This window comes from Chitinophagaceae bacterium C216, from assembly GCA_028485475.2.
Taxonomy (GTDB): Bacteria; Bacteroidota; Bacteroidia; order Chitinophagales; family Chitinophagaceae; genus Niabella; species Niabella composti.
The window spans coordinates 1,390,615-1,414,755 of sequence record CP144143.1; the positions used below are offsets into that span (position 1 = coordinate 1,390,615).

General features: G+C 40.6%; 20 protein-coding genes. 2 read left to right on the top strand and 18 right to left on the bottom strand.

The window, feature by feature from the left end; translation table 11 throughout:
• Positions 1 to 197: 197 nt before the first annotated feature.
• The 6 genes from PIECOFPK_RS05770 to PIECOFPK_RS05795 all read right to left on the bottom strand — a co-directional run bounded on the left by PIECOFPK_RS05770 (position 198) and on the right by PIECOFPK_RS05795 (position 7,586).
• Positions 198 to 2,081: an ABC-F family ATP-binding cassette domain-containing protein gene (locus tag PIECOFPK_RS05770; RefSeq protein WP_409966712.1), complete on the bottom strand. Its 1,884-nt coding sequence runs from the start codon at positions 2,079 to 2,081 to the stop codon at positions 198 to 200.
• Positions 2,082 to 2,269: 188 nt separating this feature from the next.
• Complete coding sequence (locus tag PIECOFPK_RS05775) at positions 2,270 to 3,604, bottom strand: phosphatase PAP2 family protein (protein WP_330973467.1); 1,335 nt, start codon at positions 3,602 to 3,604, stop codon at positions 2,270 to 2,272.
• Between the two features lie 98 nt (positions 3,605 to 3,702).
• The gene (locus PIECOFPK_RS05780; protein ID WP_330973468.1) at positions 3,703 to 4,488 is read right to left on the bottom strand and encodes an SDR family oxidoreductase; all 786 of its coding nucleotides are present in this window, start codon (positions 4,486 to 4,488) and stop codon (positions 3,703 to 3,705) included.
• 32 nt (positions 4,489 to 4,520) lie between these two features.
• A complete protein-coding gene (locus PIECOFPK_RS05785; protein ID WP_409966713.1) occupies positions 4,521 to 6,101 on the bottom strand; it encodes a M1 family metallopeptidase in 1,581 nt (526 codons plus the stop codon).
• An 85-nt stretch (positions 6,102 to 6,186) separates the two neighbouring features.
• Positions 6,187 to 6,891 (bottom strand): rhomboid family intramembrane serine protease, encoded by a 705-nt coding sequence (locus tag PIECOFPK_RS05790; RefSeq protein ID WP_409966714.1) that lies wholly within the window; start codon positions 6,889 to 6,891, stop codon positions 6,187 to 6,189.
• Positions 6,892 to 6,944: 53 nt separating this feature from the next.
• Positions 6,945 to 7,586, bottom strand: coding sequence for a J domain-containing protein (locus tag PIECOFPK_RS05795; protein WP_330973471.1), 642 nt, complete (start codon positions 7,584 to 7,586; stop codon positions 6,945 to 6,947).
• Positions 7,587 to 7,837: 251 nt separating this feature from the next.
• Here PIECOFPK_RS05795 and PIECOFPK_RS05800 point away from each other — a divergent pair, with 251 nt between their 5' ends.
• Positions 7,838 to 9,211: a DUF6600 domain-containing protein gene (locus tag PIECOFPK_RS05800; protein ID WP_330973472.1), complete on the top strand. Its 1,374-nt coding sequence runs from the start codon at positions 7,838 to 7,840 to the stop codon at positions 9,209 to 9,211.
• A gap of 124 nt (positions 9,212 to 9,335) precedes the next feature.
• A complete protein-coding gene (gene uxuA, locus PIECOFPK_RS05805) occupies positions 9,336 to 10,508 on the top strand; it encodes a mannonate dehydratase (RefSeq protein ID WP_409966715.1) in 1,173 nt (390 codons plus the stop codon).
• 85 nt (positions 10,509 to 10,593) lie between these two features.
• Here uxuA and PIECOFPK_RS05810 read toward each other — a convergent pair whose 3' ends face one another.
• From PIECOFPK_RS05810 to PIECOFPK_RS05865, 12 genes are all read right to left on the bottom strand, one after another.
• Complete coding sequence (locus tag PIECOFPK_RS05810; RefSeq protein WP_409966716.1) at positions 10,594 to 11,877, bottom strand: dicarboxylate/amino acid:cation symporter; 1,284 nt, start codon at positions 11,875 to 11,877, stop codon at positions 10,594 to 10,596.
• A gap of 88 nt (positions 11,878 to 11,965) precedes the next feature.
• The gene (locus PIECOFPK_RS05815; protein ID WP_409966717.1) at positions 11,966 to 12,664 is read right to left on the bottom strand and encodes a sulfite exporter TauE/SafE family protein; all 699 of its coding nucleotides are present in this window, start codon (positions 12,662 to 12,664) and stop codon (positions 11,966 to 11,968) included.
• A gap of 3 nt (positions 12,665 to 12,667) precedes the next feature.
• Positions 12,668 to 13,108 carry a FixH family protein gene (locus PIECOFPK_RS05820; protein ID WP_330973476.1) on the bottom strand — a complete coding sequence of 147 codons (441 nt, stop codon included), beginning with the start codon at positions 13,106 to 13,108 and terminating at the stop codon, positions 12,668 to 12,670.
• Positions 13,109 to 13,113: 5 nt separating this feature from the next.
• Positions 13,114 to 14,532 (bottom strand): cytochrome c oxidase accessory protein CcoG, encoded by a 1,419-nt coding sequence (gene ccoG, locus PIECOFPK_RS05825; RefSeq protein WP_409966718.1) that lies wholly within the window; start codon positions 14,530 to 14,532, stop codon positions 13,114 to 13,116.
• A 13-nt stretch (positions 14,533 to 14,545) separates the two neighbouring features.
• Positions 14,546 to 15,736 carry a cbb3-type cytochrome c oxidase N-terminal domain-containing protein gene (locus tag PIECOFPK_RS05830; protein ID WP_409966719.1) on the bottom strand — a complete coding sequence of 397 codons (1,191 nt, stop codon included), beginning with the start codon at positions 15,734 to 15,736 and terminating at the stop codon, positions 14,546 to 14,548.
• A complete protein-coding gene (locus PIECOFPK_RS05835) occupies positions 15,729 to 15,893 on the bottom strand; it encodes a CcoQ/FixQ family Cbb3-type cytochrome c oxidase assembly chaperone (RefSeq protein ID WP_330973479.1) in 165 nt (54 codons plus the stop codon). Before PIECOFPK_RS05835 ends, PIECOFPK_RS05830 begins: the two co-directional genes overlap by 8 nt.
• 6 nt (positions 15,894 to 15,899) lie before the next feature.
• Positions 15,900 to 18,032, bottom strand: a complete 2,133-nt coding sequence (ccoN, locus tag PIECOFPK_RS05840; protein ID WP_409966720.1) for a cytochrome-c oxidase, cbb3-type subunit I — start codon at positions 18,030 to 18,032, stop codon at positions 15,900 to 15,902.
• Entirely contained in the window at positions 18,032 to 18,127 is a 96-nt protein-coding gene (gene ccoS, locus PIECOFPK_RS05845; protein WP_330973581.1) for a cbb3-type cytochrome oxidase assembly protein CcoS, read from the bottom strand. Before ccoS ends, ccoN begins: the two co-directional genes overlap by 1 nt.
• Positions 18,087 to 18,257, bottom strand: coding sequence for a hypothetical protein (locus PIECOFPK_RS05850; RefSeq protein WP_330973582.1), 171 nt, complete (start codon positions 18,255 to 18,257; stop codon positions 18,087 to 18,089). The genes ccoS and PIECOFPK_RS05850 overlap by 41 nt, the downstream gene beginning before the upstream one ends.
• Positions 18,258 to 18,275: 18 nt before the next feature.
• Positions 18,276 to 20,696: a heavy metal translocating P-type ATPase gene (locus PIECOFPK_RS05855; protein WP_409966721.1), complete on the bottom strand. Its 2,421-nt coding sequence runs from the start codon at positions 20,694 to 20,696 to the stop codon at positions 18,276 to 18,278.
• Positions 20,697 to 20,835: 139 nt separating this feature from the next.
• Positions 20,836 to 21,804 (bottom strand): YihY/virulence factor BrkB family protein, encoded by a 969-nt coding sequence (locus tag PIECOFPK_RS05860; protein WP_330973482.1) that lies wholly within the window; start codon positions 21,802 to 21,804, stop codon positions 20,836 to 20,838.
• A gap of 16 nt (positions 21,805 to 21,820) precedes the next feature.
• Positions 21,821 to 24,127, bottom strand: a complete 2,307-nt coding sequence (locus PIECOFPK_RS05865) for a BamA/TamA family outer membrane protein (RefSeq protein ID WP_330973483.1) — start codon at positions 24,125 to 24,127, stop codon at positions 21,821 to 21,823.
• Positions 24,128 to 24,141 lie beyond the last annotated feature (14 nt).

Consider the following 24,141-nt stretch of genomic DNA (forward strand, 5'->3'; position numbering starts at 1 on the left):
GCCCAATGAACAAAAACGACAGTTATACGGAAGTAATTGATTGATTTTGAAGATTCTGTTATCATCTTATCCGTATAGGGTCTGCGGGTAAATGTATATAAATGTTTTCAATTTTAAAATTCATATTAGGACGAATTTTCTTGTCTCCAAAACTGTTTTGTCACATGAAAGGCAGTGTTGATAAGGATTTCAAGGGATTAACCTTCGATGAGTTCGCTCAATTCCAACCAGCGCAATTCCTTCTCGTCTAACAGGGAGGTAATCTCTGCAATCCTTTCCGATAATTGTTGCAATGTCTCGTAAGGTAGGTTGCCTTGATGGAGTTGTTCGGTAATGGAATCTTTTTCCTGAGTAAGTGCTTCTATTTCTTTTCCCAATAGTTCAAACTCGCGTTTATCCTTAAAGGATACTTTCTTTCTCTTTTCAGAAGCAGGGGAGCCATGCTGAGCCGTTTTTGAAGTTGCCTGAACGGTACTAGCAACTTGTTTTTTAACCTCTTCTTCCAATCGGTATTGGGTGTAGTTGCCGGGAAAATCTCTGATGACGCCATCCCCCTCAAAAACCAACAAATGGTCTACCAAGCGGTCCATAAAGTAGCGGTCGTGACTTACGATCAGCAGGCACCCCGGGAATTCCATTAGAAAATTTTCCAGCACACCCAACGTAGGAAGGTCAAGATCATTAGTAGGTTCGTCCAGTATTAAGAAATTAGGGTTTTTAAACAATACTGAAAGTAGATGCAGCCTGCGTTTTTCACCTCCACTTAATTTACTGATGTAGGAATATTGTTTTTCTGCATTAAACAGAAAGAGCTCTAAAAATTGTGCGGCACTTAAAGTACCACCTTTGGCTAGCGGAAAATTTTCTGCAATACTTTTTACAAATTCAATAACCCGCATGTCGTTTTTTAGCTCCAGCCCATGCTGCGAGTAATTGCCAAATACAACTGTATCTCCGATGTTGATTTTACCACTGTCTGGAGGGGTGAGGCCTTGCAGGATATTGAGAAATGTAGACTTCCCCACACCATTTTTACCAACAACACCCACGCGCTCCCCTTTTTTAAAAGTATAATCGAAGCCTGCCAATATTTTTTTCTCGCCGAAAGATTTATACACTTTTTTCATCTCTACTACCTTACCTCCTAGGCGATTCATCTTCATTTGTAATTGCAACTGCTCATCTACAATTTTTTGCTTCGCCTTCTTCTCAATGCTATAGAAGTTCTCTTCTCTGCTGCGCGCCTTGGTGGTACGAGCCTTGGGTTGTCGGCGCATCCACTCCAATTCGCGGCGGTAAAGGTTTTTGGCCTTATCGATACTGGCTTGTTCGTTTTCTATCCGCTGTGCTTTTTTTTCTAGATAATTTTCATAATCTCCTTTATGTACATATAGATTGCCGCCATCCATTTCCCATATTTCGTTGCATACAGCATCGAGAAAATATCTGTCGTGCGTAACCAGTAAAAGCGTAAGATTTTCTTTATTAAGATAATGTTCCAGCCATTCTACCATCTCTACATCCAGATGGTTGGTAGGCTCGTCCATAATCAGTAGTATATGTTTATGCTCAAAACCGATATCAATAAGCGTTTTGGCTAATGCCACTCTCTTCTTTTGTCCACCACTGAGATGTTTCACTAAGGTGTCGAGCTGATGAATGTTGAGCTTGCCAAAAATCTGCTTCACTTTTGCCTCAAAATCCCATGCCTGCAATTCATCCATAGCCACAAGGGCTTCGGCTATGAGATCGGGATTATTACTTTCACTGGCCGATTCATACTTTTTAATGGCCTCTATGACCGGGCTGTTATGAAAGAAAATATTGTCTGCAATTGTTTTTTCAGGGTCTAAATCGGGCTCCTGTTCGAAAAGTACGATATCTACATCTTTATGAATCCATAGCTTTCCATTATCGGGTGTTTCCTTGCCTGCCAGTATTTTTAGTAAGGTAGACTTACCGGTTCCGTTGCGGGCTACAAGAGCAATTTTATCGCCTTCTTCAATGTGAAACGAGATATTGGAAAACAAAGGCTGGATGCCATAGCTTTTTTCTAAAGATTCCGCAGATACGTAATGCATGACTCAAATTATACTCAATCCTTCAATTATCAGTGTTGATGAACACTGATTAATGCGCAAAGGTAGGTAGAATGTACAAAGCATATTGCAAATATTACCCTAATAAAAATCCCGGAAAGGTGATCTGAAGTAGTGATACTTTGCAAGATTCCGTTCCGGGAAATAGCTATTAATGCTGTGACGCTTAATTAGAAAAATGCAGTTAGTTTTAAACCTAATCCTACATAGTTCATTTTTTCCTTTGCCTGAGCATTGAGATTCTCGTCCATATCATCATCGGCAATGATATCATTGAAGGTATATTTTACCGTTGAGTTCATTCTATGATAATCTGCATATGCGGTTATCCCAATACGATTATTGAATTTATAGGTGAGCGTAGTGCCGCCTCCCCATCTGAAACCATTGGAAGGTTTGTAATCTGCAATTTCGAGTTCATTAGTGGGAGTATCGATAAGATCGCTTTTAATGAAAATCTTACCGCTAGCGCCACTAGAATAGCCCATGGAACCTTTTACCATAAGCTGCAACCTGTCGCTGAGTGAATGCGAAAAGTAGGGGCCTACACTGAAATTGAGAAACCCTAACGATTGGGTTACGATATCATAAGTTTCAGGTTCATCATCTAATTCAAAGGACACTCCTTTCACTGGGAAACTGGTGAAGGAGAATGTACCACCCAACCCCCAGTTCTTTGTGAAGAAATAGGCTCCTTCTATTCCGGCCTCTAAGCCTGTTTCTTTCTTATCATCTAATTCAGATTCCTTCAGGAAATTGGTAGTAGATAATGCTGTACCTACTTTCAAGGATAAGAAGGAGGGTTTGTCACTGGTTCTATCTTTATACCCTAAGTAGTCGCCTTTGTTTTTATATATCTTGTCGATAAAGAAATAACCCAGTTCGGAAGACAAAATCCCAATTCCTGCACCGGCCAGCACGTCCGAAATCCAGTGTCTATTATTAAGGTTACGACCAAGAGCTGTAAAGGTAGCAGCACTATAAGCCCCGATACTGTAAGCCGGATTTACGAGTCCGTATTCTTTATGTAGGAAGGATGCATTGTTAAAGGCATTGGCTGTATGGCCAGAGGGGAATGAATTTTTTGTAGAACCATCGGGCCTTTCCACCTTAGCCGTATACTTAATAGAGTTTACAATAATAGCCATAATGGCAGCGCTACTGGCATAGGATAAGGTGGCTCTTCCCAGATTATTCCGTCCTTTAACGCCGGCAAACTTTAAACCAAATACGGTTGCTGCGGGAACGTATTGTAAATAGTCGTCATAATGTCTTCGGAAGGTGGGTATATAGCGGTTTCTTAACTCGCGAATTTTTTCTCTGTCATTCCATGTTGCAGCAGATGCCCCGAAAAGAATTGTTGGCGCCACTGCTTTTTTTACCCAATCTCTTTGAAAGAAGGTAGGATGGTCGGAGGAAAAATTATTTGCAAGCGTGGAGTCCTGAGTTTGTGCTTTTAGCAAAAGAGGGGCGAGAAGTGGGACGATGAATAATCGTTTAGTCATAATTGTTTGTTTTGATTGATAATGAGCGATAAAAATAAAAAAACTCTTTCGTTGGAGAAAGAGTTTTGAAGTAAAAGTAGTAACTCGAAATATGAGAGTTATATTGATTTTAAAAGTCCTCCATCTACCGGAATACTGGTTCCTGTGATATAAGAAGCTTGTTCTGATGCCAAGAATGTTACTAAACTGGCAAGTTCTTCGGGCTTGCCAAGTCTTTGCAGTGGGATGTCGGCCTCGGCTTTTTGTGTAATAGCTTCGAGGGTGGTATTTTGCGCCTGAGCTTGTAGTGTGAACAATTCTCTCAGTCTTTCGGTATCAAAATTACCAGTGAGAATATTGTTTACGGTAATGTTGTATTTGCCAACATCGCGTGCTAGTGTTTTACCCCAGGCTACTACAGCAGCACGGATGGTATTGGATAAGGCCAGATTGTCGGCCGGCTCTTTTACAGTGCGTGAGGTGAGGTTAATAATACGGCCGTACTGCTTTTCCTTCATGGCTTGCAATGCTAGGCTGGTAGTGTACTGCACTGTTTGGAAAAGTAACGAAAAGGCTGCTTGGTAGTCAGCATCGGTTTGCTCACTAACGGTTCCGGCTTTAGGACCATTGGTGTTGTTTATTAGGATATCAACACTATGACTGCTGAAGTAGTCATTCATGATAGCTTTATAGCGCCCGTAGTCTGAAAAGTCTGCAACAATATATCCGTGTTGCTGTTCTTCTGTCACGGGAAGTTCTTGCAACACCTTTTTGAGTTTTTCCTCATTGCGCGCCACAATGGTTACCGATGCACCGCTGGCTGCAAGCTGCATAGCAATAGCTTTTCCTAACCCTTGGCTAGCTCCTCCCACTAAAGCTTTACGGCCTTTTAAAACAATATTCATAGTTCCCTATTTTTATATGATGCTTATAAAAATTATAGGTTCCCTTCTGTTTTCAGTTTGTCGAAAAACTCGTCCAGATTTGTACCTAACGATTTTTCGAAAGAGGCTTTTAAGTCCTCGGGTTGCGGATGTTTATGCCGCCACTCTTTAAAGTATTGCTGAAAAGCTGCATCCAACTGATCCTTTCCAAAGCGTTTTTCCATCTCGTAAACCCAAACGGCTGTTTTTATATAAGATATAATGCCGTATTCTTCTGATGACTTAAAATTGGCAGCAGGCTGGTCAATCACCTGTGTCATCGGAATCTGTTTCATGGCATTATATAAAAGCGACTGGAATTGATTCAGTGGCAACTTTTTCAGTTCGGGGGGGATTTGATCTCCAAATATGGAGTTATATCGGTGCTTTTCGGCTTCATATCGAAACTGATAATAGGTGTTGAGACCTTCATCTTGCCAAGTGTGTTCTCTTTCATTGCTCCCCAACATACTCATAAACCAGTTGTGGCCGATCTCGTGTGCAATCACACCGTCCAAATACTCTTTGCTGGCTCCTGGTACTGTAATCAAGGTAATCATGGGATATTCCATACCGCCACTGGAATTGTTTTTAGGGCCTTCAAAAACTTGCACGGTGGGATATTCGTATTCGCCGATAGCCATGCTATAAAATCTGGTAGCATCTTTGGCATAGTCCACACTGTTTTTCCAAATAGTTTCAGGTTTATTTTTATAGTAGGTAAATACATCTACAGTTTTTCCTGATGGAAGTACCAATGTATCGTATTGAATTACGACATTCTTTTCTGCAAACCATGCAAAGTCCGGAACGTTTTTCGCAATATAGGTAAGTGTTTTATTGCCGGGCTTGCCTTGGTATAACTGCGGAACTGTATCGCGGTAGGTAGCGTTGAATGTGCCTATTTTTTTGTATTGCTCCCGTTCGTCTTCATTTTGTAACACACCGGTAGCACCTACTACATATTCTCCCGGAAGTGTAATATTTACTTTAAAGTTTCCGTATTCACTGTAATATTCACCCATGCTTAGATAAGGAAACTCATGCCACCCTTTTTTATCAAACACTGCGGGTTTGGGATACCATTGGGTAGCCATGAACTGACCATCGGCATAACCCGATCGTGAAAAATAGGAGGGGAGTTTTACGTAGAAATCTGTTTGAATATTGGTAGACTCTCCCGGTTTTAATCCTTTTGGGAGTACTACTTTAATAATGTCGATATATTGAGGATTGCTGTGCGGTTCGGTTTTCGCTGCTTTGCCGTTTAATTTAAAGTTGAGTCCATCGATATATCCATAAGTAATGCTCGATAAATCTTCTTGTGAGGTAGGATCAGTTTTTATTTGCTGGAACAAAGCGGTGCTGTCGTGTTTATAGGCATTAGGCCAGATGTGAAACCAGATGTAGTTCAGGGTTTCCGGCGAATTATTTTTGTATTGAATACTGATGTTGCCTTTTAGGGCATTGGCTTTGTCATCGAGTGTAACATTTATTGTGTAATCTACATCTTGCTGCCAGTAGGTATTACTATCCTGACCATACACAAAGAGTACGGAACACCAGATTACAATAGTTGAAAAAATGTACTTCATACAAAATGCTTAATGTTGTTAATTGAAATAAAGTTTATAATATAGGTTAGAATGCGAAGATGCAATATATTGTTTAAAAGAAAAGCTAATAGCGTCTGTACTTAGTTTTGGGATGAGGAGTAGTAGCGAAAAAACGTACCAGCAGCAATCCTGCTAGAAAACCACCTACATGGGCTGCATAAGCTACTCCGCCGCCTTCTCTACCCAAGTTGCCCATACCTTCTAACACTTGTAGGGCTATCCACAGTCCTAGTGCTATAAAAGCATTCACCCTTATAACAAAGGGAAAAACGAACATGCGAATACTATTGCGGGGAAACAATATCATATAACCTCCCAAGACGCCCGATATAGCACCCGAAGCGCCAATACAGGGAATATACAGACCACAATGAGTATAGTAGGCCATAAATACATGGGCTGCGGATGCCAACACGCCGCATAATAGATAAAAAATAAGATAGCGTAAATGTCCCATGGCGTTTTCCAGATTATCGCCAAAAATCGAGAGATATAACATATTACCTATAATATGGGCAATACTACCGTGCATGAACATTGCAGTGAATATGGTGCCATATATGTTGATGGGAGTATGCAAAAGACCACCTCCTACAATATCTCTTCCTGTAAGTATTTCTTCAGGAATAAGTGCGTAGCTCATCAGAAACGCCTCGTTGGAACCTAATCTTTGGGCAAATATGAAAACGACCACGTTAATGATAATAAGCAAATAATTAATGAACGGAGTTATAGTACGACCGGTGTTATCATCTCCAATAGGAATCATATTGCTTATTTTATTTATGAAAGATAAAATTTATAAAGCAGATTCGCAGGAATTTATCGGATAGCATTACTCCAGATAAGCAGGCACAGTAAAATTACCATCAATAAAATGAAAGCAGGCTTCCAGTTTTCCCAAAACATATTTGATTGCAGTGTGTTTTCTCTTTTTTTAAGCGTTTCGGTATGATTAGAAGGAATTAAGCGTACCCTTTCTAATAAAGCAAGCTCATCTACTGCAGGCAAAATATTGATGATTCGTAAAAATTCACTCACGATTGCGTCATTAATGGAAATCTCATTGTGCTCCTGTAATATCGTTATGTTTCTATCGGATAACAATTCAAGCAGTTCGGTTTTAACGCCTTCTTTATTCATGCGATACTGGTCAATATAACTTAGCCGGGTACTGGTATCCAGTACTTCGGTAAGGATGTTTTCGGGGGTGATAATCGCATTTTGAAAGGGATTACCTTGTGCTTTGGCAAGCCATCTATCCTGTAAATATTGTTCTTTATTAGCTGGATTAGACAGTATTTCGTAAGCTTCTTTAATCAGTTCAAAATGCGCCTGAGCTCTTTTATTACCCGGATTTTTATCAGGATGATAAAGATGTGCTAGTCTTCTATAGGCTGTTTTGATTTCAGCCAATGTGGCGGTAGGAGATATTTGTAATATTTCGTAATAATCAACGGTCATTTATGCTACAAATATGCCAATTCTTATGCTTCGCTCCTAAATTTTTTTGTGAGGGAAGGTTTTCTTGTAGCATCCTGATATTCAAAGGTTTCTTACGTGGGTCGCGATTTCTAAATGCAAAAGTTATCCTAAAAAGAATTAGGAAAAATAATTTAAGAGCGGTTCAAGCAACTTTACAGCAATCTATGCGTCATTAATACAGAAGCGCGCAGCTCAAACAATACTTGTAACAGCAATAAAACGTTTCGATAATGAAAAGAATTATAAAATCGTTGGGACTAGGAGTATTGGTGTTGGTAGGTGCATTGATGGCACGTCCCGTTGAAGCACAACCTCGGGTAGGCGTAAGTATAAGCTTCCAGACCTTCTACGATGCTCTGAGTCCTTACGGAGAATGGATCGATTATCCAGAATACGGTTATACTTGGCGTCCTCGAGTAGGAGCTAATTTCCGTCCTTATGCAACCAACGGTTATTGGATTTATACCAACGATTATGAATGGATGTGGTATTCGGATTATGAGTGGGGGTGGGCTCCATTTCATTATGGTCGCTGGTTTTACGATCCCTTTTATGGATGGTTGTGGGTTCCTGGATATGATTGGGCCCCGGCATGGGTAGTATGGCGTGGTGGTGGTGATTACTTTGGCTGGGCACCATTGCGTCCGGGTATCAGTATCTCCATTGGAATAGGAACATACAATCCGCCTTACGACTACTGGACATTTGCTCCCAGTCGTTATATGACTTCGCGGTATATTTCTAGGTACTACTATCCGTATCGCAATAATGTTACCATTATTAATCGTACCACTATCATCCACTATCATGGTAACCGAGGTGGCAGAGGCGGACATTATATCTCAGGCCCACGCAGAACCGATGTGGAAAGATATACTGGACGTATACGCCCTTTGAGCGTACGTAATTCTGATAGGCCGGGAAGGGCATCATTGAGTAGGAATGCGGTATCGGTGTATAGACCTACTGTCGAAAGAAGCAGTAAAGCTACTTATGCTCCTCGAACCGTGCAACGTTATGATAGGAGTGCTATAGCCCCTAGTCAGGCAAGAAACGATGGAAATAATTCGCGTAATACTAATCGTTCCGAATTAAGCAGGGATAGAAATGTGCGGGTGAATACTCCTCCACGTAGGGAAGATGCCATTCAAAACAGAGGAGCCGTAGGGAATAATGATATAAGAAGTAATAATAACCGTCGTATTACTGATAACGCGTCCAGAACGAGGGAAAATAATATAGGCCGTACGGAGCAAATGCAAAGACAAAGGGTGGAGCATGAGCAAAGAGCCCGTGAGGCAAGACAGCGCAGTGAGCAGGAACGTCAGGCACGTATTTCGGAAATGAGGCAGCGAAATGAAGCCGCCCAACAACAGCAAAGAGCCGCTGAGGCTAGACAGCGTAGTGTTCAACAGCAACAACAGCAACGTCAGGCCGAAGCTCAAAGACGTGCCAGAGAGGTACAAGCGCAAAGGCAATCGGCCCCCCGAGTGGAAAGCCGGTCGCAGAGCCGTAGCTTCGAAAGCCGTAGTAGCAGCTCCGCCCCTAGTCGTTCAGCAGCACGCAGCGAGAGAAGCAGCCGTTCTGATCGTCGGTCTAGGTAATGAAATAAGGCTTTAGTTTTTTATATATTTAAGGTTTAGGAATCGGCTCCATTTTTATGGGGCTGTTTTTTATTGTTGCCCGGGAAGATGTAGAGTATGTTTATTTTGATTATTTTAGCAGATTATGAGTTATAAGATGATTCAGACCATGCGTTGGTATGGTCCTAACGATGTTGTTTCGCTAAGCGACATTCTGCAGGCAGGAGCCACCGGAGTTGTTACAGCGCTACACCATATTCCCGTGGGCGAGGTATGGACTTCAGAAGAAATTCAGAAAAGAAAAAAAATTATTGAAGATGCCGGCCTTACTTGGGATGTGGTGGAAAGCTTGCCTGTACACGAGGATATCAAAAAAAGAGACGGGAATTACAAAACCTGGATCGAGAACTACAAAATCAGCCTGAAAAATCTGGCTGAAAATGATATTCGTGTAGTTACTTACAACTTTATGCCGGTGCTGGATTGGGTAAGAACCAATCTGGACTATCCTACAGAAACAGGAGCCCTCTGTTTGCGTTTCGGATGGAAAGAGTTCATTGCATTTGATGTCTTTATACTGAAACGCGCCGGGGCGGAAAACGATTACGACGAAGCTGCCGTAAAAAAGGCTAAAAAATTCTTTGACGGCCTTAGCTTGAATGAAATTGAAAAGCTGAAAGTTTCCTGTTTAATGGGGCTTCCGGGATCCGATGGTCTGTTTACTACCGAGGAAGTGTTATCGCTTTTAAACGAGTACGGAAAAATATCTCCCGAACAACTACAGCAAAATCTATTCGACTTTCTGAATGAAATTACGCCTACAGCCGAAGAGTACGGAGTGCAACTGGCAATTCATCCCGATGATCCTCCCTATCCGATATTGGGATTGCCGCGTATCATGAGCACTGATGCACATATTGAAGCGTTATTTAAAAATGTGCCTTCCAAAAGTGCAGGGCTCTGTTTCTGTACAGGATCCTATGGAGCCCGTAGGGATAATGACCTGCTGGCAATGATAAAAAAATATGGAGATAGGGTGTACTTCCTACACTTGCGCAGTACCGAGGTGGATGAGGAAGGCAATTTCTTCGAAGCAAACCACCTTGAAGGTAAAGGCAATCTTATCGAGATTATCCATTATGTAACGCAATTACAGCAGGAGCAACAGCGCCGCATTCCCATGCGCCCCGATCACGGCCATCAGATGTTGGACGACTTGAATAAAAAAACCTATCCTGGATATTCAGCTATAGGTAGATTAAAAGGGTTGGCAGAAATACGAGGCGTGGAAGAAGCTATTCATAAATTAAAGCTGTAGCCTACGCTATAAAAGCATATAAAAGAAAGGCCTGCAATATAAGTATGCAGGCTTTTTATTTAGATATAGATGTATCAAATTCAGATCATCTTTGATTAAGGGCTTCCTCTAGTTTCTTCTTATCTAATTGTTTCTCCCAATTGGCTACCACTATCGTTGCTACCGCATTGCCGGTAATGTTGGTTAGGGCACGGCACTCACTCATGAAACGATCGATCCCCAAAATTAAAGTCATTCCAGCTATAGGCACTTCGGGTACAACTGCCAGTGTCGCTGCTAATGTAATGAAACCCGCACCACTTACTCCAGCAGCTCCTTTGGAGCTAAGCATGGCAACAAGCAGCAATACAATCTGACTTTCTAAGGATAATTCGATATTACAGGCTTGTGCAATGAATAAGGCGGCCAATGTCATATAAATATTGGTCCCATCCAGATTAAAGGAATAGCCTGTAGGCACTACCAACCCTACGATAGATTTGGGGCATCCTGCTTTCTCCATCTTCTGCATAAGCATGGGCAGGGCAGCCTCTGAAGAGCTGGTTCCTAACACCAGCAATAGTTCATCCTTGATGTATTTAAGAAATTTGAAAATGGAAAACCCGTTATATTTTGCTACAGCTCCCAACACAACCAGAACAAAGAAAATAGATGTTGTATAAAAGGTAATAACTAGCATGAGCAGATTGCCAATAGACTCTATCCCGTATTTTCCAATAGTAAAGGCCATGGCACCAAAAGCTCCTATGGGAGCTAGTTTCATTAGAATAGCAACAATTTTGAACACAGGATAGGACAACGCTTCCAGAAAATCCAGTACAGGCTTGCTATGGGGCAGTGTTAATGAAATAGATATTCCAAACAAAATGGCGATTAATAGAATCTGCAGAATATTATCTCCCGTAAGCGGGCTTACGAGTGTTTTAGGGATGATGTCGAGAATAAAGTTGATAAGGGAGCTTTCATGTGCTTTGTCGACATATTTTGAAATCGCCGAGGCTTCTAGTGTGGCAGGGTTGATATTTAATCCTTTGCCGGGTTGTACAATATTGCTTACTAGCAAGCCAATGATAAGAGCCAGCGTAGAAAAGGTAATGAAATAGATAAACGCTTTGGAGGCGACACGCCCTATTTTTTTCATGTCGTTCATCGATGCAATACCCACCGTAATGGTGATAAAGATTACAGGAGCAATGATCATTTTGATCAATCCTATAAATCCATCACCCAGCGGTTTCATTTTTTCTCCTAGAGATGGGTAAAAATAACCGAGCAATATGCCGATGACGATGGCTATTAAAACCTGAACATACAGTATCTGATAAAACTTTTTCTTCTTATATGGCGAAGAAGCAACCCCCTGTATCATTAGTAATATACGCTTTAAAGGGGCGTAAATTATATAAAAATATCAATAATGAAAAGAATGGAAGGAGAGACGTCTTGAGATAAACTCTTTAATGGCAGCTTACTCCTTGCGTTGATTTAACCATCGGACTAATAAAGGGGATATTAAGGTTGAGGCCTCTCAGAATCATCAGCACAGCTATCATTATTGTAAATACTGGGATAAGTTTTACCATTCTGGTTTTAAAAGAGTGAGATAGATATTTGCTTACTATCATAAAGCTGGACATAAGCGGAAGTGTGCCCAATCCGAACATGAACATCAGAAGGGCTCCATGTAGCCCATTCCCTGTAGCTATTGCCGATGCTATAGCGATATACACTAAGCCGCAGGGTAGAAAACCGTTTATCATGCCTATCCATAAATAGGGTACATGGTTTTTGCTGTTCAGCAGGCCGCCTAGTTTTTGCTGAATGTATTGATGAAATGTATTTCTTGTTTTAATAGGGTAGGGAGTAAAGTATTTTACTGCAATAAACAGTAACATAACACCGCCCAAAATGATGGAGACCAACTGCTGATATCCGGCCATAAATAATCCATAGCCTAAGCTTCCGAAAAGGCCACCCATAGCACCATAGGTGAGGGATCTTCCCAAATTGTATAGTGCAACAGCTGTGAGTCGTCTCGATATGGTGGGTTGTTGTATCGGAAGCACTAAGGTAATAGGACCGCACATGCCTATGCAGTGAAAGCTGCCCAGAAGGCCTATAGTAAATCCTGTGATGATTATTCCTCCGATACTCATGGTTTAATTGTTGATGACGAACCTCATTTCTTTATAATAAGGGATTTCTCTGCAGTGCCAGTTTATTGTAACAATATACATGCCTGGCGATAACTGTTCTTTGTTGATTATTTGTATTCCGTTTTTGTCAACCATCACAGGTATGCTAATGTCTTTGCTTTTGTCTGCGGGACGCATAAACGTTATGGTGCCGATTGCTCCTGCTTCAAAGCTTTGGTGCGGCAATTGAATGTAAATCATGTTCAGGCTATCTTTTATCTGAACCGTATCTGCAAGTTGTGCCAAATTGTTTTTGGCATTGATGACCTCCTGATACTGTAGTTCCTTCAGATAATATTCTTCATCTACCATTTCGTTGGTTTGCTGATGAGCTATAACTACCATAGTCATCATGCCTGCTATGAATACAATGATTCCGGCTAATATTTTAAATCCCCAATTCATATGTTTTAGCTAAAGGGTCCAAGAAATGTTGTTTTTATAGTCTGTAATTTGTTTTCTTCGCTATATACATCGATTTTAATTTTCTGACTCCTCTGTTTTACTGCTCTGTCGGGTAAAATAACGAAGAAGAAAATTTCATTAATAGATTCAGGTTTTAAAGTGATATTAGGTATACCTATCAGTTTAATTTCACCTCCTTCTATATGGTTTAATTTGAGATGAACCTTTATCGGTTGGTGGGTTTTGTTAATAATTTTGGCATTGTACAAATTGCTAAGTTTGCCTTCTGGTACTTCCTGATAGAGTTGCCCTTTTACCCGTGCGATAGAAGTGTCGATACTTCTTCGTGTAAAAATCATTACCGACATGGCCGCTAGAAGTAAAAACAGCATAATGCTGTATCCTAGTACTTTTCCGCTAAATCGGAAATTTTGTCCATGTTGGATTTCATTTTCGGATGCATAGCGAATCAATCCTGTAGGACGATTTAATTTTAGCATAACACTATCGCATGCATCCGCACAGGCAGTACATCCTATACATTCCATCTGAACACCGTTACGTATGTCAATACCAGTAGGGCATACGTTTACGCATAATTTGCAGTCAACGCAGTCTCCTCGTGGTCTTGAATTATTTTCTGTATGCTTTTTTAGTTTCCCTCTTGGTTCCCCCCGGTTGTAATCGTAAGCAATAAGCATCGTATTTTTATCGAAGAGTACACTTTGTAGCCTACCATAAGGACAAACAGTAGTACAAACAAGATCTCTTACAAACGCATACACACTGAAAAATAGCAAAGTGAATACCAGCAAACCGCTTAGTAATCCGAAGTTTTCAGAAATAGGCGCCGCAATCATGTTTTTTAGTTCATCAATACCAACGATGTAGGAGAGAAAAGTATTGGCAATGAGAAAGGATAGTACAAAAAAGAGTACGTACTTAATGATGCGACGCCATAAGAAATCGAAAGATTGTTTATGCTGAGCACGTTTTTTCTGTTGTGTTGGGGTTCCTTCTATCCACCATTCTAATTTTCGAAACACAAATTCCATAAAAATGGTTTGTGGGCATACCCATCCGCAAAACAGCCGGCCATACACTACAGTAAAAAGTGCGATAAATATTACCATAGTAATCATGCCCAGCGCGAATATGATAAAATCCTGCGGCCAGAATATTTTACTAAACAGTATGAATTTGCCTTCAAAGAAGTTCAGCATGATAAAAGGCATGCCGTTTACCTTTATAAACGGCATGGTGAAAAAAACAATCAGATATAACCAGGCAAGGATAGTGCGTGCTTTATAAAATCGGCCTGCCGGCTGTTGTGCATATATCCATTTTCTTTTTCCTTTTTCGGTGACCGAAGCAATTCTGTCTCTATATGTTTCTTCTTGTATGGATGATATTGGTTCGTTCATATTGTTGTCGTGTCTATTGCGCTACCAATTCATTACTATCATTCCCTGTTGAGCTGTTGTCAGAAGTATTATTATTTTCCACAACTTCTTCAATGTATTCTTCTCCCTGTGGTTCTTTTGCTCCGGGCGGATTCGTATTTTGAATGGATTTTATATAACTAGTTAGCTGTGCTATCTGTACCGGAGAGAAATCATCTTTCCAAGATTTCATTCCCTGTGCAGGCCAGCCATATTTGATGCTTTTGAAAATATCGCTGAGACTGCCACCGTGTAGCCAATATTTGTCGGTAAGGTTCGGCCCCACACCTCCTTGACCTTTGTCACCATGGCAAGCCGTGCAGTTGGTGGCATAAAGTTTGGCACCGGCCGCTATGCCTGCAGCATCCAACATGGTTACGTTGGTTTCATCCACCTTGTTGGCTTGTTTTTTCAGATATTCTTCCTGTTTAGCTCTGGCAATAGCTACTTCTCGCTCATATTCTTCTATCTGACTCAAACCACTGCCCGATACTTCATAGCGCCATAGATAGATTACAGCAAATACAATACTGGCAGTAAATGCTATTTTAAACCATGGTGGTGTTACGTTGTTCAATTCGCGAATGCCATCATAGCTATGTCCCGTATCAATTTGTGCTTCATGTTCTATGGGTTGGAACTTATTAATGCGCTCCCAAAAACTTTGAAAGGCCGTTTTAGATTTTTGTTCTGTAGGAGCTTTTGCTGCTGCTAAGGATTCCTCATAATCTTTTATGCCGGTAAAATATTTAATCCATTTTGCAAACAGAAAAATGGTAATCATTTCCAACAATATGATGATGAGCATTACCCCCCTGAAAAAATCAGCTTCTGTAAATGTATATGTGGGGGTGACAGGGGCTTCGGTATCGCCTCCCTGTGCAGCGGCCACGCCCCACCATACAAGAGCTATCAGTACTAATAGCGTTTTAATACTTTCGGATGTGGCAGTTTTCTTTCTGTGTCTATGATAACTGATGGCTGATTTTAATACATTTCCTAGTCCGATGATTACAAGTCCTAGAAATACGGCACATGCTATTAGTATATCATTGGAACTGATAAATCCGAATGATGTTTTTGCAGCAGTCGCTGCATCTTGGGCCTGTATAGTTGTAAGAGATAATGATAGGAGTATTGTAATATATATGAATTTCAGGTTCCCCATAAAAACTGATTTAATCATTGTCTAACGGAAGATTTTCAACATGCTCAATAGTTTTTTTATCTGTTCGTAACACCCACAGCGTAACTAGTATAAAAAAGGTTACAAACAATAGCAGAGAGATAATGGGATAAATACTTACCCCTGTTATTTTTTCCAGATAGTACGTGAATTTCATATTGCGTTATTTTGATGCGAGAGATTCTTTTTCTTCTCCCTTAATGTCCTTGCCTAGTCGTTGCAGGTATGCGATCAAAGCGATGATTTCTTTATCACTACTTATTTTTATTTTATCTTTTGCAAGATTGTTGGTTATATCTGTTGCCTGTTTTTTCAGCTCTTCATTGGCTTCCTTTTCATAACCTATGGGATAAGGTACACCCAGCTTTCGCATTGCATGTATTTTGGAATTAGTAGTTGAGATATCTAACTTGTTTTCGAAAAGCCATGGGTATTTGGGCATAACAGAGCCGGGAGCCATGGATTCCGGATCTAGCATATGGTTGAAGTGCCAGCTATCAGGATATTTGCCGCCTATGCGAGCCAGATCGGGACCGGTACGTTTACTGCCCCACTGAAACGGGTGGTCATACACAAATTCTCCTGCTTTGGAATATTCTCCATAACGCGTCACTTCATACCGGAACGGACGAATCATTTGTGAGTGACAATTATAACAGCCTTCACGTATGTAAATATCTCTTCCCTGTAACTCAAGCGGTGTGTAGGGTTTTACACTGGCAATTGTGGGAACATTTGATTTTACCAGAAAAGTAGGGATCAATTCAAATATTCCCCCTAATCCTACTACGATCAGACTCAATACTAAAAGCAAGGTGGGTTTTCTTTCAATGACTGCATGCCAGAAGGTTCCGGGTTGTGGTTTGTATGCTTTTTCCAGTCGGGGTGCTTCAGCTTCTTCAAATTTTAAGAAGCTGCCTTGCTTAGCAGTTTTAACAAGATTGTATACCATCAGTAGCACGCCTAGAAGATAGATGGAGCCACCGATCGCCCTAAGAATATAGAAGGGGATCATGGATTGTACTACATCGATAAACTGGTACTGCAGCTGCCCTTCGGGTGTAAAGGCAGACATCATAAAGTAAGAACGGAATGCCGCCCAGTACATAGGGATAGCGTACAGCACTATTCCTAGCGTACCTAGCCAGAAGTGTTGGGCAGCCATCTTCTTAGAATAGAGGTTGGTGGAGAATAATCGTGGAACCAGCCAATAAGCCATACCAAATGTGAGGAATCCATTCCAGCCTAAAGCGCCTATGTGTACGTGTGCTACAGTCCAATCGCTGTAATGTGAAATAGCATTTACATTTTTTAAAGAAAGCATGGGACCTTCAAAAGTGCTCATACCGTAGCAGGTAACTGCAACCACAAAGAATTTCAATACTGGATCCTCACGCACTTTGTCCCATGCACCACGCAGCGTAAACAGACCATTTAACATACCACCCCAGCTAGGAAGTAAAAGCATTACCGAAAATGCGGTGCCTAAGGACTGGGCCCACTCCGGAAGTGCCGTATATAACAAGTGGTGTGGACCTGCCCAGATATATATAAAGATCAGGCTCCAAAAATGAACAATACTTAATCTGTAAGAATATATAGGGCGCTCAGCAGCTTTGGGTAGGAAATAGTACATCAGTCCTAAATAGGGGGTAGTTAAGAAAAATGCAACGGCATTATGTCCATACCACCATTGTACCAAGGCGTCTTGCACCCCTGCGTACCACGAGTAACTTTTTAAGAGCGATACCGGTAGTTCAAATGAATTGACGATATGTAGCATGGCTACCGTTACCCAAGAGGCTATATAAAACCAGATTGCAACATACAAGTGACGCTCTCTTCTGGTGAATATGGTACCAAACATGTTGATGCCAAACACAACCCATATTACTGTAATGGCAATATCGAGTGGCCATTCTAGTTCGGCATATTCCTTTGCTGTAGTATATCCTAAAAGAAGAGTGGTGGCACCCACAGCAATGATGAGCTGCCAGCCCCAAAAATGTATTTTGCTCAATGTATTGCTCCACATGGGCGTTTTAAGCAAGCGGGGCAAAGAGTAATACACAGCTGTAAAAATTCCATTACCTACGAATGCAAAAATCACTGCATTAGTATGTACCGGCCTAACCCTTCCGAATGTGGTGAAGGGTAAGTCAAAGTTCAAAGCAGGAAATGCTAATTGAAAAGCTATCAAAAGACCAGCGAGCATGCCTACAGCACCCCAAAATATAGTGGCAATCAAGAAAAGCTTAGGAATGCGGTTGTCGTAACGAAATTTCTCCACTTGCATTAATCTTTATTTTTTGTTTGATCAAATAATATCCTGTTTGCCGCAGCGTAATTATCATCGTACTGTCCATCCTTTACACTCCATAGAAAGGCGATAAGGAATCCTCCAGAGATACAGATGCTTATAATCAGGAGTAGGATAATCACCATCATAACAACACAAATATTTAACAGAACTGATTTTTTTATAATGCCCTAGGTCATCCGTACTAATGATTTTTATCATACTGTTATCCGTATCATATCATAATCCTTTTTTCCATGCCAAGTATCGAGTAAGGAAATAGCATGTAAGGATGATGGTGAGTGAGCTTAGTGGCATTAAGATAGCTGATATCACAGGTGATAGGGTGCCGCTTAATGCATACGATAGTCCAATTACGTTGTATATAAATGAAAGCATAAAGCCAAATAGAATAATGAATCTATTCTTTTGTGCTAAGGAAAGCAGGGCCGGTAGCTTGTTCAGCTTTGATGCATGCAGAATACCGTCGGAGGCTGGAGTAAATTTGTTATCATCATCGGTGATAGCTATGCCTACATTACTTTGCTTGAGTGCACCAGCATCGTTCAAGCCATCGCCAATCATCATCACGTATTCCGATTGGGATTTTTGTAGATTTTCTATGTAAGTAAGTTTTGCTTTAGGGGACATATTAAAGAGGAGGTGACTATCTAGACCGAAGAATGTCTGCAGCGTACTTTTCTCGCTATCATTATCTCCGGAAAGAAGAGAAAGAGTATAGTTTTTTTTGAGTTGTTGAACTAGCATTCTTACTCCGTTCCGATAATTATTGCTTATAAGGTATTTACCGTAAACTTTGCCATCAATAGCAATATAAACTACACTGCTTTCTTCATGCTTTGAATTGATGTTTACAAATTTTGCAGAGCCTGCTTTGATGTGTTTTTCGTTTACCCAACCTTCAATGCCTTCCCCTTCATATAATTTAAAATTGGCTACTTCAATTGGAAGCATATCGATTGCATGTTGTAATCGATCCTCGATTGTCTGCACTACGGCTACTCCCAACGGATGGATGGATTGTCGAAGCAGTGCCGCAATTTCTTGTTCCAAGTGAGGTGATAGCAGGTGACCTTCATAAGACACTTTACAAGTATGTTTACTGTCGGTAAGTGTTCCTGTTTTATCAAATACAATGTGATTAACTTTTTGTAGCTGCTCGATTACATCGGGATGACGTAAATAAAGCTGATTTTTACTAAATATTCTCAGCAAATTACCGTTAGCGAAGGATGCGCTTAATACCAACGTACATGGACAAGCGACAATTAATACAGTGGTAATGGCATTCCAACCTAATGTTGGTTGGCCTTTCAGATGCCAATAAAGGAGTGCGCTGATGCCCAGTGTTAGTACAATTATCGTAAACCATGTGCTTATCTGGTGAATGAATAAGTTTTTTGATTGTTTTTCTTCCCGGAATACAGCTTTGTTCCAGAGGTCTGTAAGGTAGCTTTGAGATACGGTTTTGGCAACAATTAGCTCGATACAACCTTCAGTTTGGCGCCCGCCAGCGTACACCAGTTCTCCAATATTTTTCTGCACAGGCACGCTTTCTCCTGTAACGAAACTGTAATCAATTTTGGCATTGCCTTTTGAAAGGATCGCATCCACTGGGATTAACTCTTGTGCATGAATTTGTATAACATCGTTTACTTTTAGATCCTGAACAAGTGTTGGTGTGATGGAGCTGTCTTTTACAACATTTACCGCAATTGGAAAGAAGGATCTGTAATCTCGGTCAAACGATATAGCTTGATAGGTTTTATCTTGCAAAGTGCGGCCTACCAGCATGAAGAATACAATGCCGCTCATACTGTCGAAATAACCATTCCCGGTATCTTGTAATATTTCAAATATGCTGCGCAGAAAAGTGATTAAAATAGCTGCAGCAACAGGTACATCGATATTTAAAAAGCGATGCCGAAGGCCTTTCCATGCGGAAGTAAAAAACTCTGAAGCACAGTAGAACAACACAGGTAAAGAAAACAATAGAATGAGGATTTTAAAAGCCAATCCTATCTCTTGCTCTGACTGTTGTCCCAGCCCAAAATATTCAGGAAGGGAAAACATCATAATGTTGGCAAAGCAAAAGCCTGCAACCCCTATCTTATAAATCCGAGAGTTATCGGTGTTTTTCTTCGTTGCATCGTGGTTGCCGGCAAGGCTAATATGGGGTTCGTACCCGATGGAGGTTAATGTTTCTGCTACCTTTTTAAGTGTTGTGGCCTTGTTGTCGAATATAATAAATACCTCCTTGCGTGCGAAATTGACTCTGGAAGAAAGAATACCAGGGTTAATCTTATGAATGTTCTCAAGCAACCACAGACAGCTACTGCAGTGCATTTGTGGGAGATAGAAGATGACCTGTGTCTGTTTATTGTCCGAAAAACGTATGAGTCTTTCAGCAATGTCGGCGCGGTCTAAGAATGCAAACTTGTTAGGACTTACAGGACGGTTTTGTGTAACGCCTGGATTTTCGTTAAGCTTGTAATAGCTGCAAAGGTTGTTTGCACTCAGTAATTCGTAGACCATCCTACAACCTTCGCAGCAGAATTTTTTTTCTTCAATACGTATATCAGTATCCGGACAAGATTTACCGCAGTGATAACATGTTGTATGGTTGATGACTACTCCCATTGCTGATAGCCATACTTGGCTCGGGCAAAGGTGCAGTGGATATGTTTTCTACCGGGTGACTTAGGTTAGGTGAAAAAATGATTTTTGTCAGAAGTCTACCATAGTGCCTAATAAATGCAACATACTTATAGTTGAAATATTATGCTTGTTTTTCTTCGGTATGTTGTGTCGGAAGTTCAGTAATAGGCTCTTCTTCTATCTGTACTTTTAGATGTACGGCATATTTAGAAGGTTTAATTCTGTCGCTAAATTTTTCGGCATAGGCTCGCGTAAATTCGGCTCCAAAATACAGTATAAAAGAGGTGTAATACACCCATGCGAGAATGATGATAAGCGTACCGGCCGTTCCGAATATGGCTCCCGGCTTCGCTTTTGTAATGTACAGGTCTATCAGCAATTTCCCTATTGCAAATAGTACTGTAGTAAAAGCTGCGCCTACTAGAGCCGGTTTCCATTTAATAATAACGTCCGGAAGTACTTTAAAAATTATCGCGAAAAGTAAAGTAATAACTACAAATGTGATGACGTTATTCAATATAAAAAATAGCCACCCTGAGTTAATGGGTATTAACTCTTGAAAGCGGGTTTGCAAGCTCCCTAATATGCTATTGATAGTTAAGGAAACCAATAACAAAAATCCTAAGGATATAATCAGAGAAAAAGATTTTAGCCTATTGAAAAGGAAATTCAACAATCCATTGCGTGGTTTGGCCTTTACTTTCCATATTGTGTTAATACTATCTTGTATTTCCAAAAATACAGCTGTTGCTCCTATAAGCAGGGATATAATACCTATTGTGAGTGCCATGGTAGTTTTACCACTAAGACTGGCATTCATTACTGCGGTTTGTATTTGCGCTGCAGTTTCGGGCGTAGTGAACTGAGCTACTATGTCGTAAACTTTACCTTCAACAATCTCTTTTCGGTAGATAATACTTGCTGATGCAATAATGATCGTTAGTAATGGTGCTAATGAAATAATAGTACAGTATGCCAGTGAGGCACTTAATTTAGGAACCTTATCTTCAATAAAACCCTTTCCTGCGGTCTTGAGCAAATTAAAAGTAGCCACGAAGAAATTTTTAGGTTTTGAAATGATAAAGCTCATATTGCATAATTTATATTTAGAATGGATATCCTATACCGATGTTCAGAATTAAATTTTCTTTGCGCCAGGCCGGGTCGCCAAATCGTATTTTATCTAGTACCCATCGCTCCGATTTTGGCAACCATGGCTTTCGGAGTGGCATGGCTAGGTCGAATCTTACAACAAATATCGTAGCATCGACACGGAGTCCCACACCGCCACCTACTGCAAATTCACTCAATGCATTGGCTAGCTTAAACTTACTGCCCATTCTGGAAGAGTCTGTCTTGGCAGTCCATACATTTCCGGCATCGATAAATACGGCGCCATGTATGATGCTGAAAAGCTTTGTTCTCAGCTCTGCATTCAGCATCATTTTAATATCGCCACCCTGATCTGCAAAATACCTGCTGCTGTCGGGGTAATGGTAAGTGCCGGGACCTAGTGCTCGGGCGCGAAATGCTCTAATATCGTTGCTACCTCCTGCAAAGAATTGTCTGATATAAGGGAGCACATTACTGTTTCCATATGGAATACCATAGCCTATGTTGGCACGACCGGCAAGTATCGAATTCTTCGTGAGTTTATAAAAGTCGCGGAAATCTGCCTCAATACGGATGAATTGATTTACGGCAGTGTTGAACAATGTTTTTTGTCCGTTCTCATTTCTTTTTTTCAAAAATGCATTTACAAGATTGCCCGCAGTTTCAAAAGAGCCCAAGAAATAGATATGATTGCGCTTATTTTCCTTAAAGTAATCGCTATACACAAAATTATAGCTTGAGCTGAAGATAAATTGATTCTCAAAATTGGCTTTGAGGGAGGGTACTCGCTCCAACAAAACGTTAAAGCTATCAGTGGTATTCAGTGTACGCACGTAGGTAGCTGATAAAGGGTTCAGATTGTGCTCTATATATTCACTGCCTTTCCAGTTGTACCCCAGCTCTGCTTTTCCGGAGATTAGGCTATAATACAATGCTCGGCTCAAGAATTGGCCACCTAAGGAAATACGTGTTTTAGGAACCGAGTTCCCAAGATTTTTAAGCCGAATCGGGGCAACAGTTCTTGGAAAAATCAGAGAGGCATCTGCGGAAAGTGAATAAGAGTTTAAATTAGCTCCGCTAACCTGCGTTTCAAAACCTCCGCTCAGGCTGCCATTAAATTGCTCCGCTCCGCGAAATAAGTTGCGGTTAGTGGCTGATACTTTTAACTCCGATCCCACAAAATTGTTGGATTTGCTGGTTCCGAGTACTTGAAATGATAGAGAACGTTTCTTCTGTGGAGTAAGAATAAAATTAGCATCTAGCAGATCACTTTCCAACGTATCGATAGGTTTAAATTCGGCCTTTACAAATCGGAATGTACCGATGTTTACAAGACGATTTAAGCTCAGGCTGTGGTTACTCCTATTATAGGGTTCGTCTTTTTTAAAGAATACTAGCCTTTCAAATAGCTGTGGTTTGTATGTGTTTTGAAGGTCATAGATATTAAAGTCTTTGTAGACAATCGGGGCAGTATGCTTGATGGCTGAGTCTCTGCGTAAATTATAGTTGGGATAAATATTGATATCATTTATTCTGTAAGGTTTTAATGCTTCGATAGGCGTTAGGTCTTTTACTTTCACATATACATCTGCCTGATTATTGCCAATGGTACTGTCTACCTGTAGCAATATATAATCCGGATTAAAAAAGAAATACCCTCTTTCTTTCAACTCACTGTCTATACGCTCCCTTTCTGCTGTGAAAATATCGATATCATAGTATTCACCACTTTTAAGAAGCGATTCATTAGAAGTGCGTCGAATGAGATTGTCTAGGGCAGTGGGTTCTTGAGGAAATTGTATTTTGTTAAGTGTATATCGATCTTTGGTGATAGCTGTATAAATTACTTTTCCGGTTTTTCCTTTAATTACAGTATCTGCAGATACCTGAGCCTGTAAATATCCTTTCCCCAGTAGATAACTCTGTAATACATTGATGTTGGTTTGTAAACGTACATCGCTCATCAATACGGGTGGTTCACCCAACTTATTTCGCATCCAGTATTTGAATCCCTTCTGTTTTTTGGGTTCTCCTGCTAGGTTATAAAAAAATAGTTTGTATCGCATTCCCAGCAAGGATTTATTGGGTAAAGGTCGGGTTTGTTCTTCCAGTGTACTTTTTATAGATTTCTCTCCCGGAACTTTTCGAGCACTATCCGGGTTTACTTTTACCTCCGCTCCTGTATATAAAACCTGTCCTTCTTTCAAATATTTTGTTCCACTACAGGAGTAAAGCAAAACTGCAGTAATGATTAGAAGTAGTATGTTCCAGCGCTTTAGCATATAGATATAAATACTCACAAAGAGGTTACTTC

Bases quoted from the DNA above. Each gene is read 5' to 3' on its own strand.
- PIECOFPK_RS05780 (WP_330973468.1), bottom strand. From the start codon at position 4,488: ATGAATATTGTTTTAAAAGGCCGTAAAGCTTTAGTGGGAGGAGCTAGC.
- PIECOFPK_RS05795 (WP_330973471.1), bottom strand. From the start codon at position 7,586: ATGACCGTTGATTATTACGAAATATTACAAATATCTCCTACCGCCACA.
- PIECOFPK_RS05785 (WP_409966713.1), bottom strand. From the start codon at position 6,101: ATGAAGTACATTTTTTCAACTATTGTAATCTGGTGTTCCGTACTCTTT.
- PIECOFPK_RS05790 (WP_409966714.1), bottom strand. From the start codon at position 6,891: ATGATTCCTATTGGAGATGATAACACCGGTCGTACTATAACTCCGTTC.
- uxuA (WP_409966715.1), top strand. From the start codon at position 9,336: ATGAGTTATAAGATGATTCAGACCATGCGTTGGTATGGTCCTAACGAT.
- ccoN (WP_409966720.1), bottom strand. From the start codon at position 18,032: ATGCAAGTGGAGAAATTTCGTTACGACAACCGCATTCCTAAGCTTTTC.
- PIECOFPK_RS05800 (WP_330973472.1), top strand. From the start codon at position 7,838: ATGAAAAGAATTATAAAATCGTTGGGACTAGGAGTATTGGTGTTGGTA.
- PIECOFPK_RS05770 (WP_409966712.1), bottom strand. From the start codon at position 2,081: ATGCATTACGTATCTGCGGAATCTTTAGAAAAAAGCTATGGCATCCAG.
- PIECOFPK_RS05810 (WP_409966716.1), bottom strand. From the start codon at position 11,877: ATGATACAGGGGGTTGCTTCTTCGCCATATAAGAAGAAAAAGTTTTAT.
- PIECOFPK_RS05830 (WP_409966719.1), bottom strand. From the start codon at position 15,736: ATGATTAAATCAGTTTTTATGGGGAACCTGAAATTCATATATATTACA.
- PIECOFPK_RS05775 (WP_330973467.1), bottom strand. From the start codon at position 3,604: ATGACTAAACGATTATTCATCGTCCCACTTCTCGCCCCTCTTTTGCTA.
- PIECOFPK_RS05850 (WP_330973582.1), bottom strand. From the start codon at position 18,257: ATGATAAAAATCATTAGTACGGATGACCTAGGGCATTATAAAAAAATC.
- ccoG (WP_409966718.1), bottom strand. From the start codon at position 14,532: ATGAACGAACCAATATCATCCATACAAGAAGAAACATATAGAGACAGA.
- PIECOFPK_RS05860 (WP_330973482.1), bottom strand. From the start codon at position 21,804: ATGAGCTTTATCATTTCAAAACCTAAAAATTTCTTCGTGGCTACTTTT.
- PIECOFPK_RS05820 (WP_330973476.1), bottom strand. From the start codon at position 13,108: ATGAATTGGGGATTTAAAATATTAGCCGGAATCATTGTATTCATAGCA.
- PIECOFPK_RS05855 (WP_409966721.1), bottom strand. From the start codon at position 20,696: ATGGGAGTAGTCATCAACCATACAACATGTTATCACTGCGGTAAATCT.
- PIECOFPK_RS05815 (WP_409966717.1), bottom strand. From the start codon at position 12,664: ATGAGTATCGGAGGAATAATCATCACAGGATTTACTATAGGCCTTCTG.
- PIECOFPK_RS05835 (WP_330973479.1), bottom strand. From the start codon at position 15,893: ATGAAATTCACGTACTATCTGGAAAAAATAACAGGGGTAAGTATTTAT.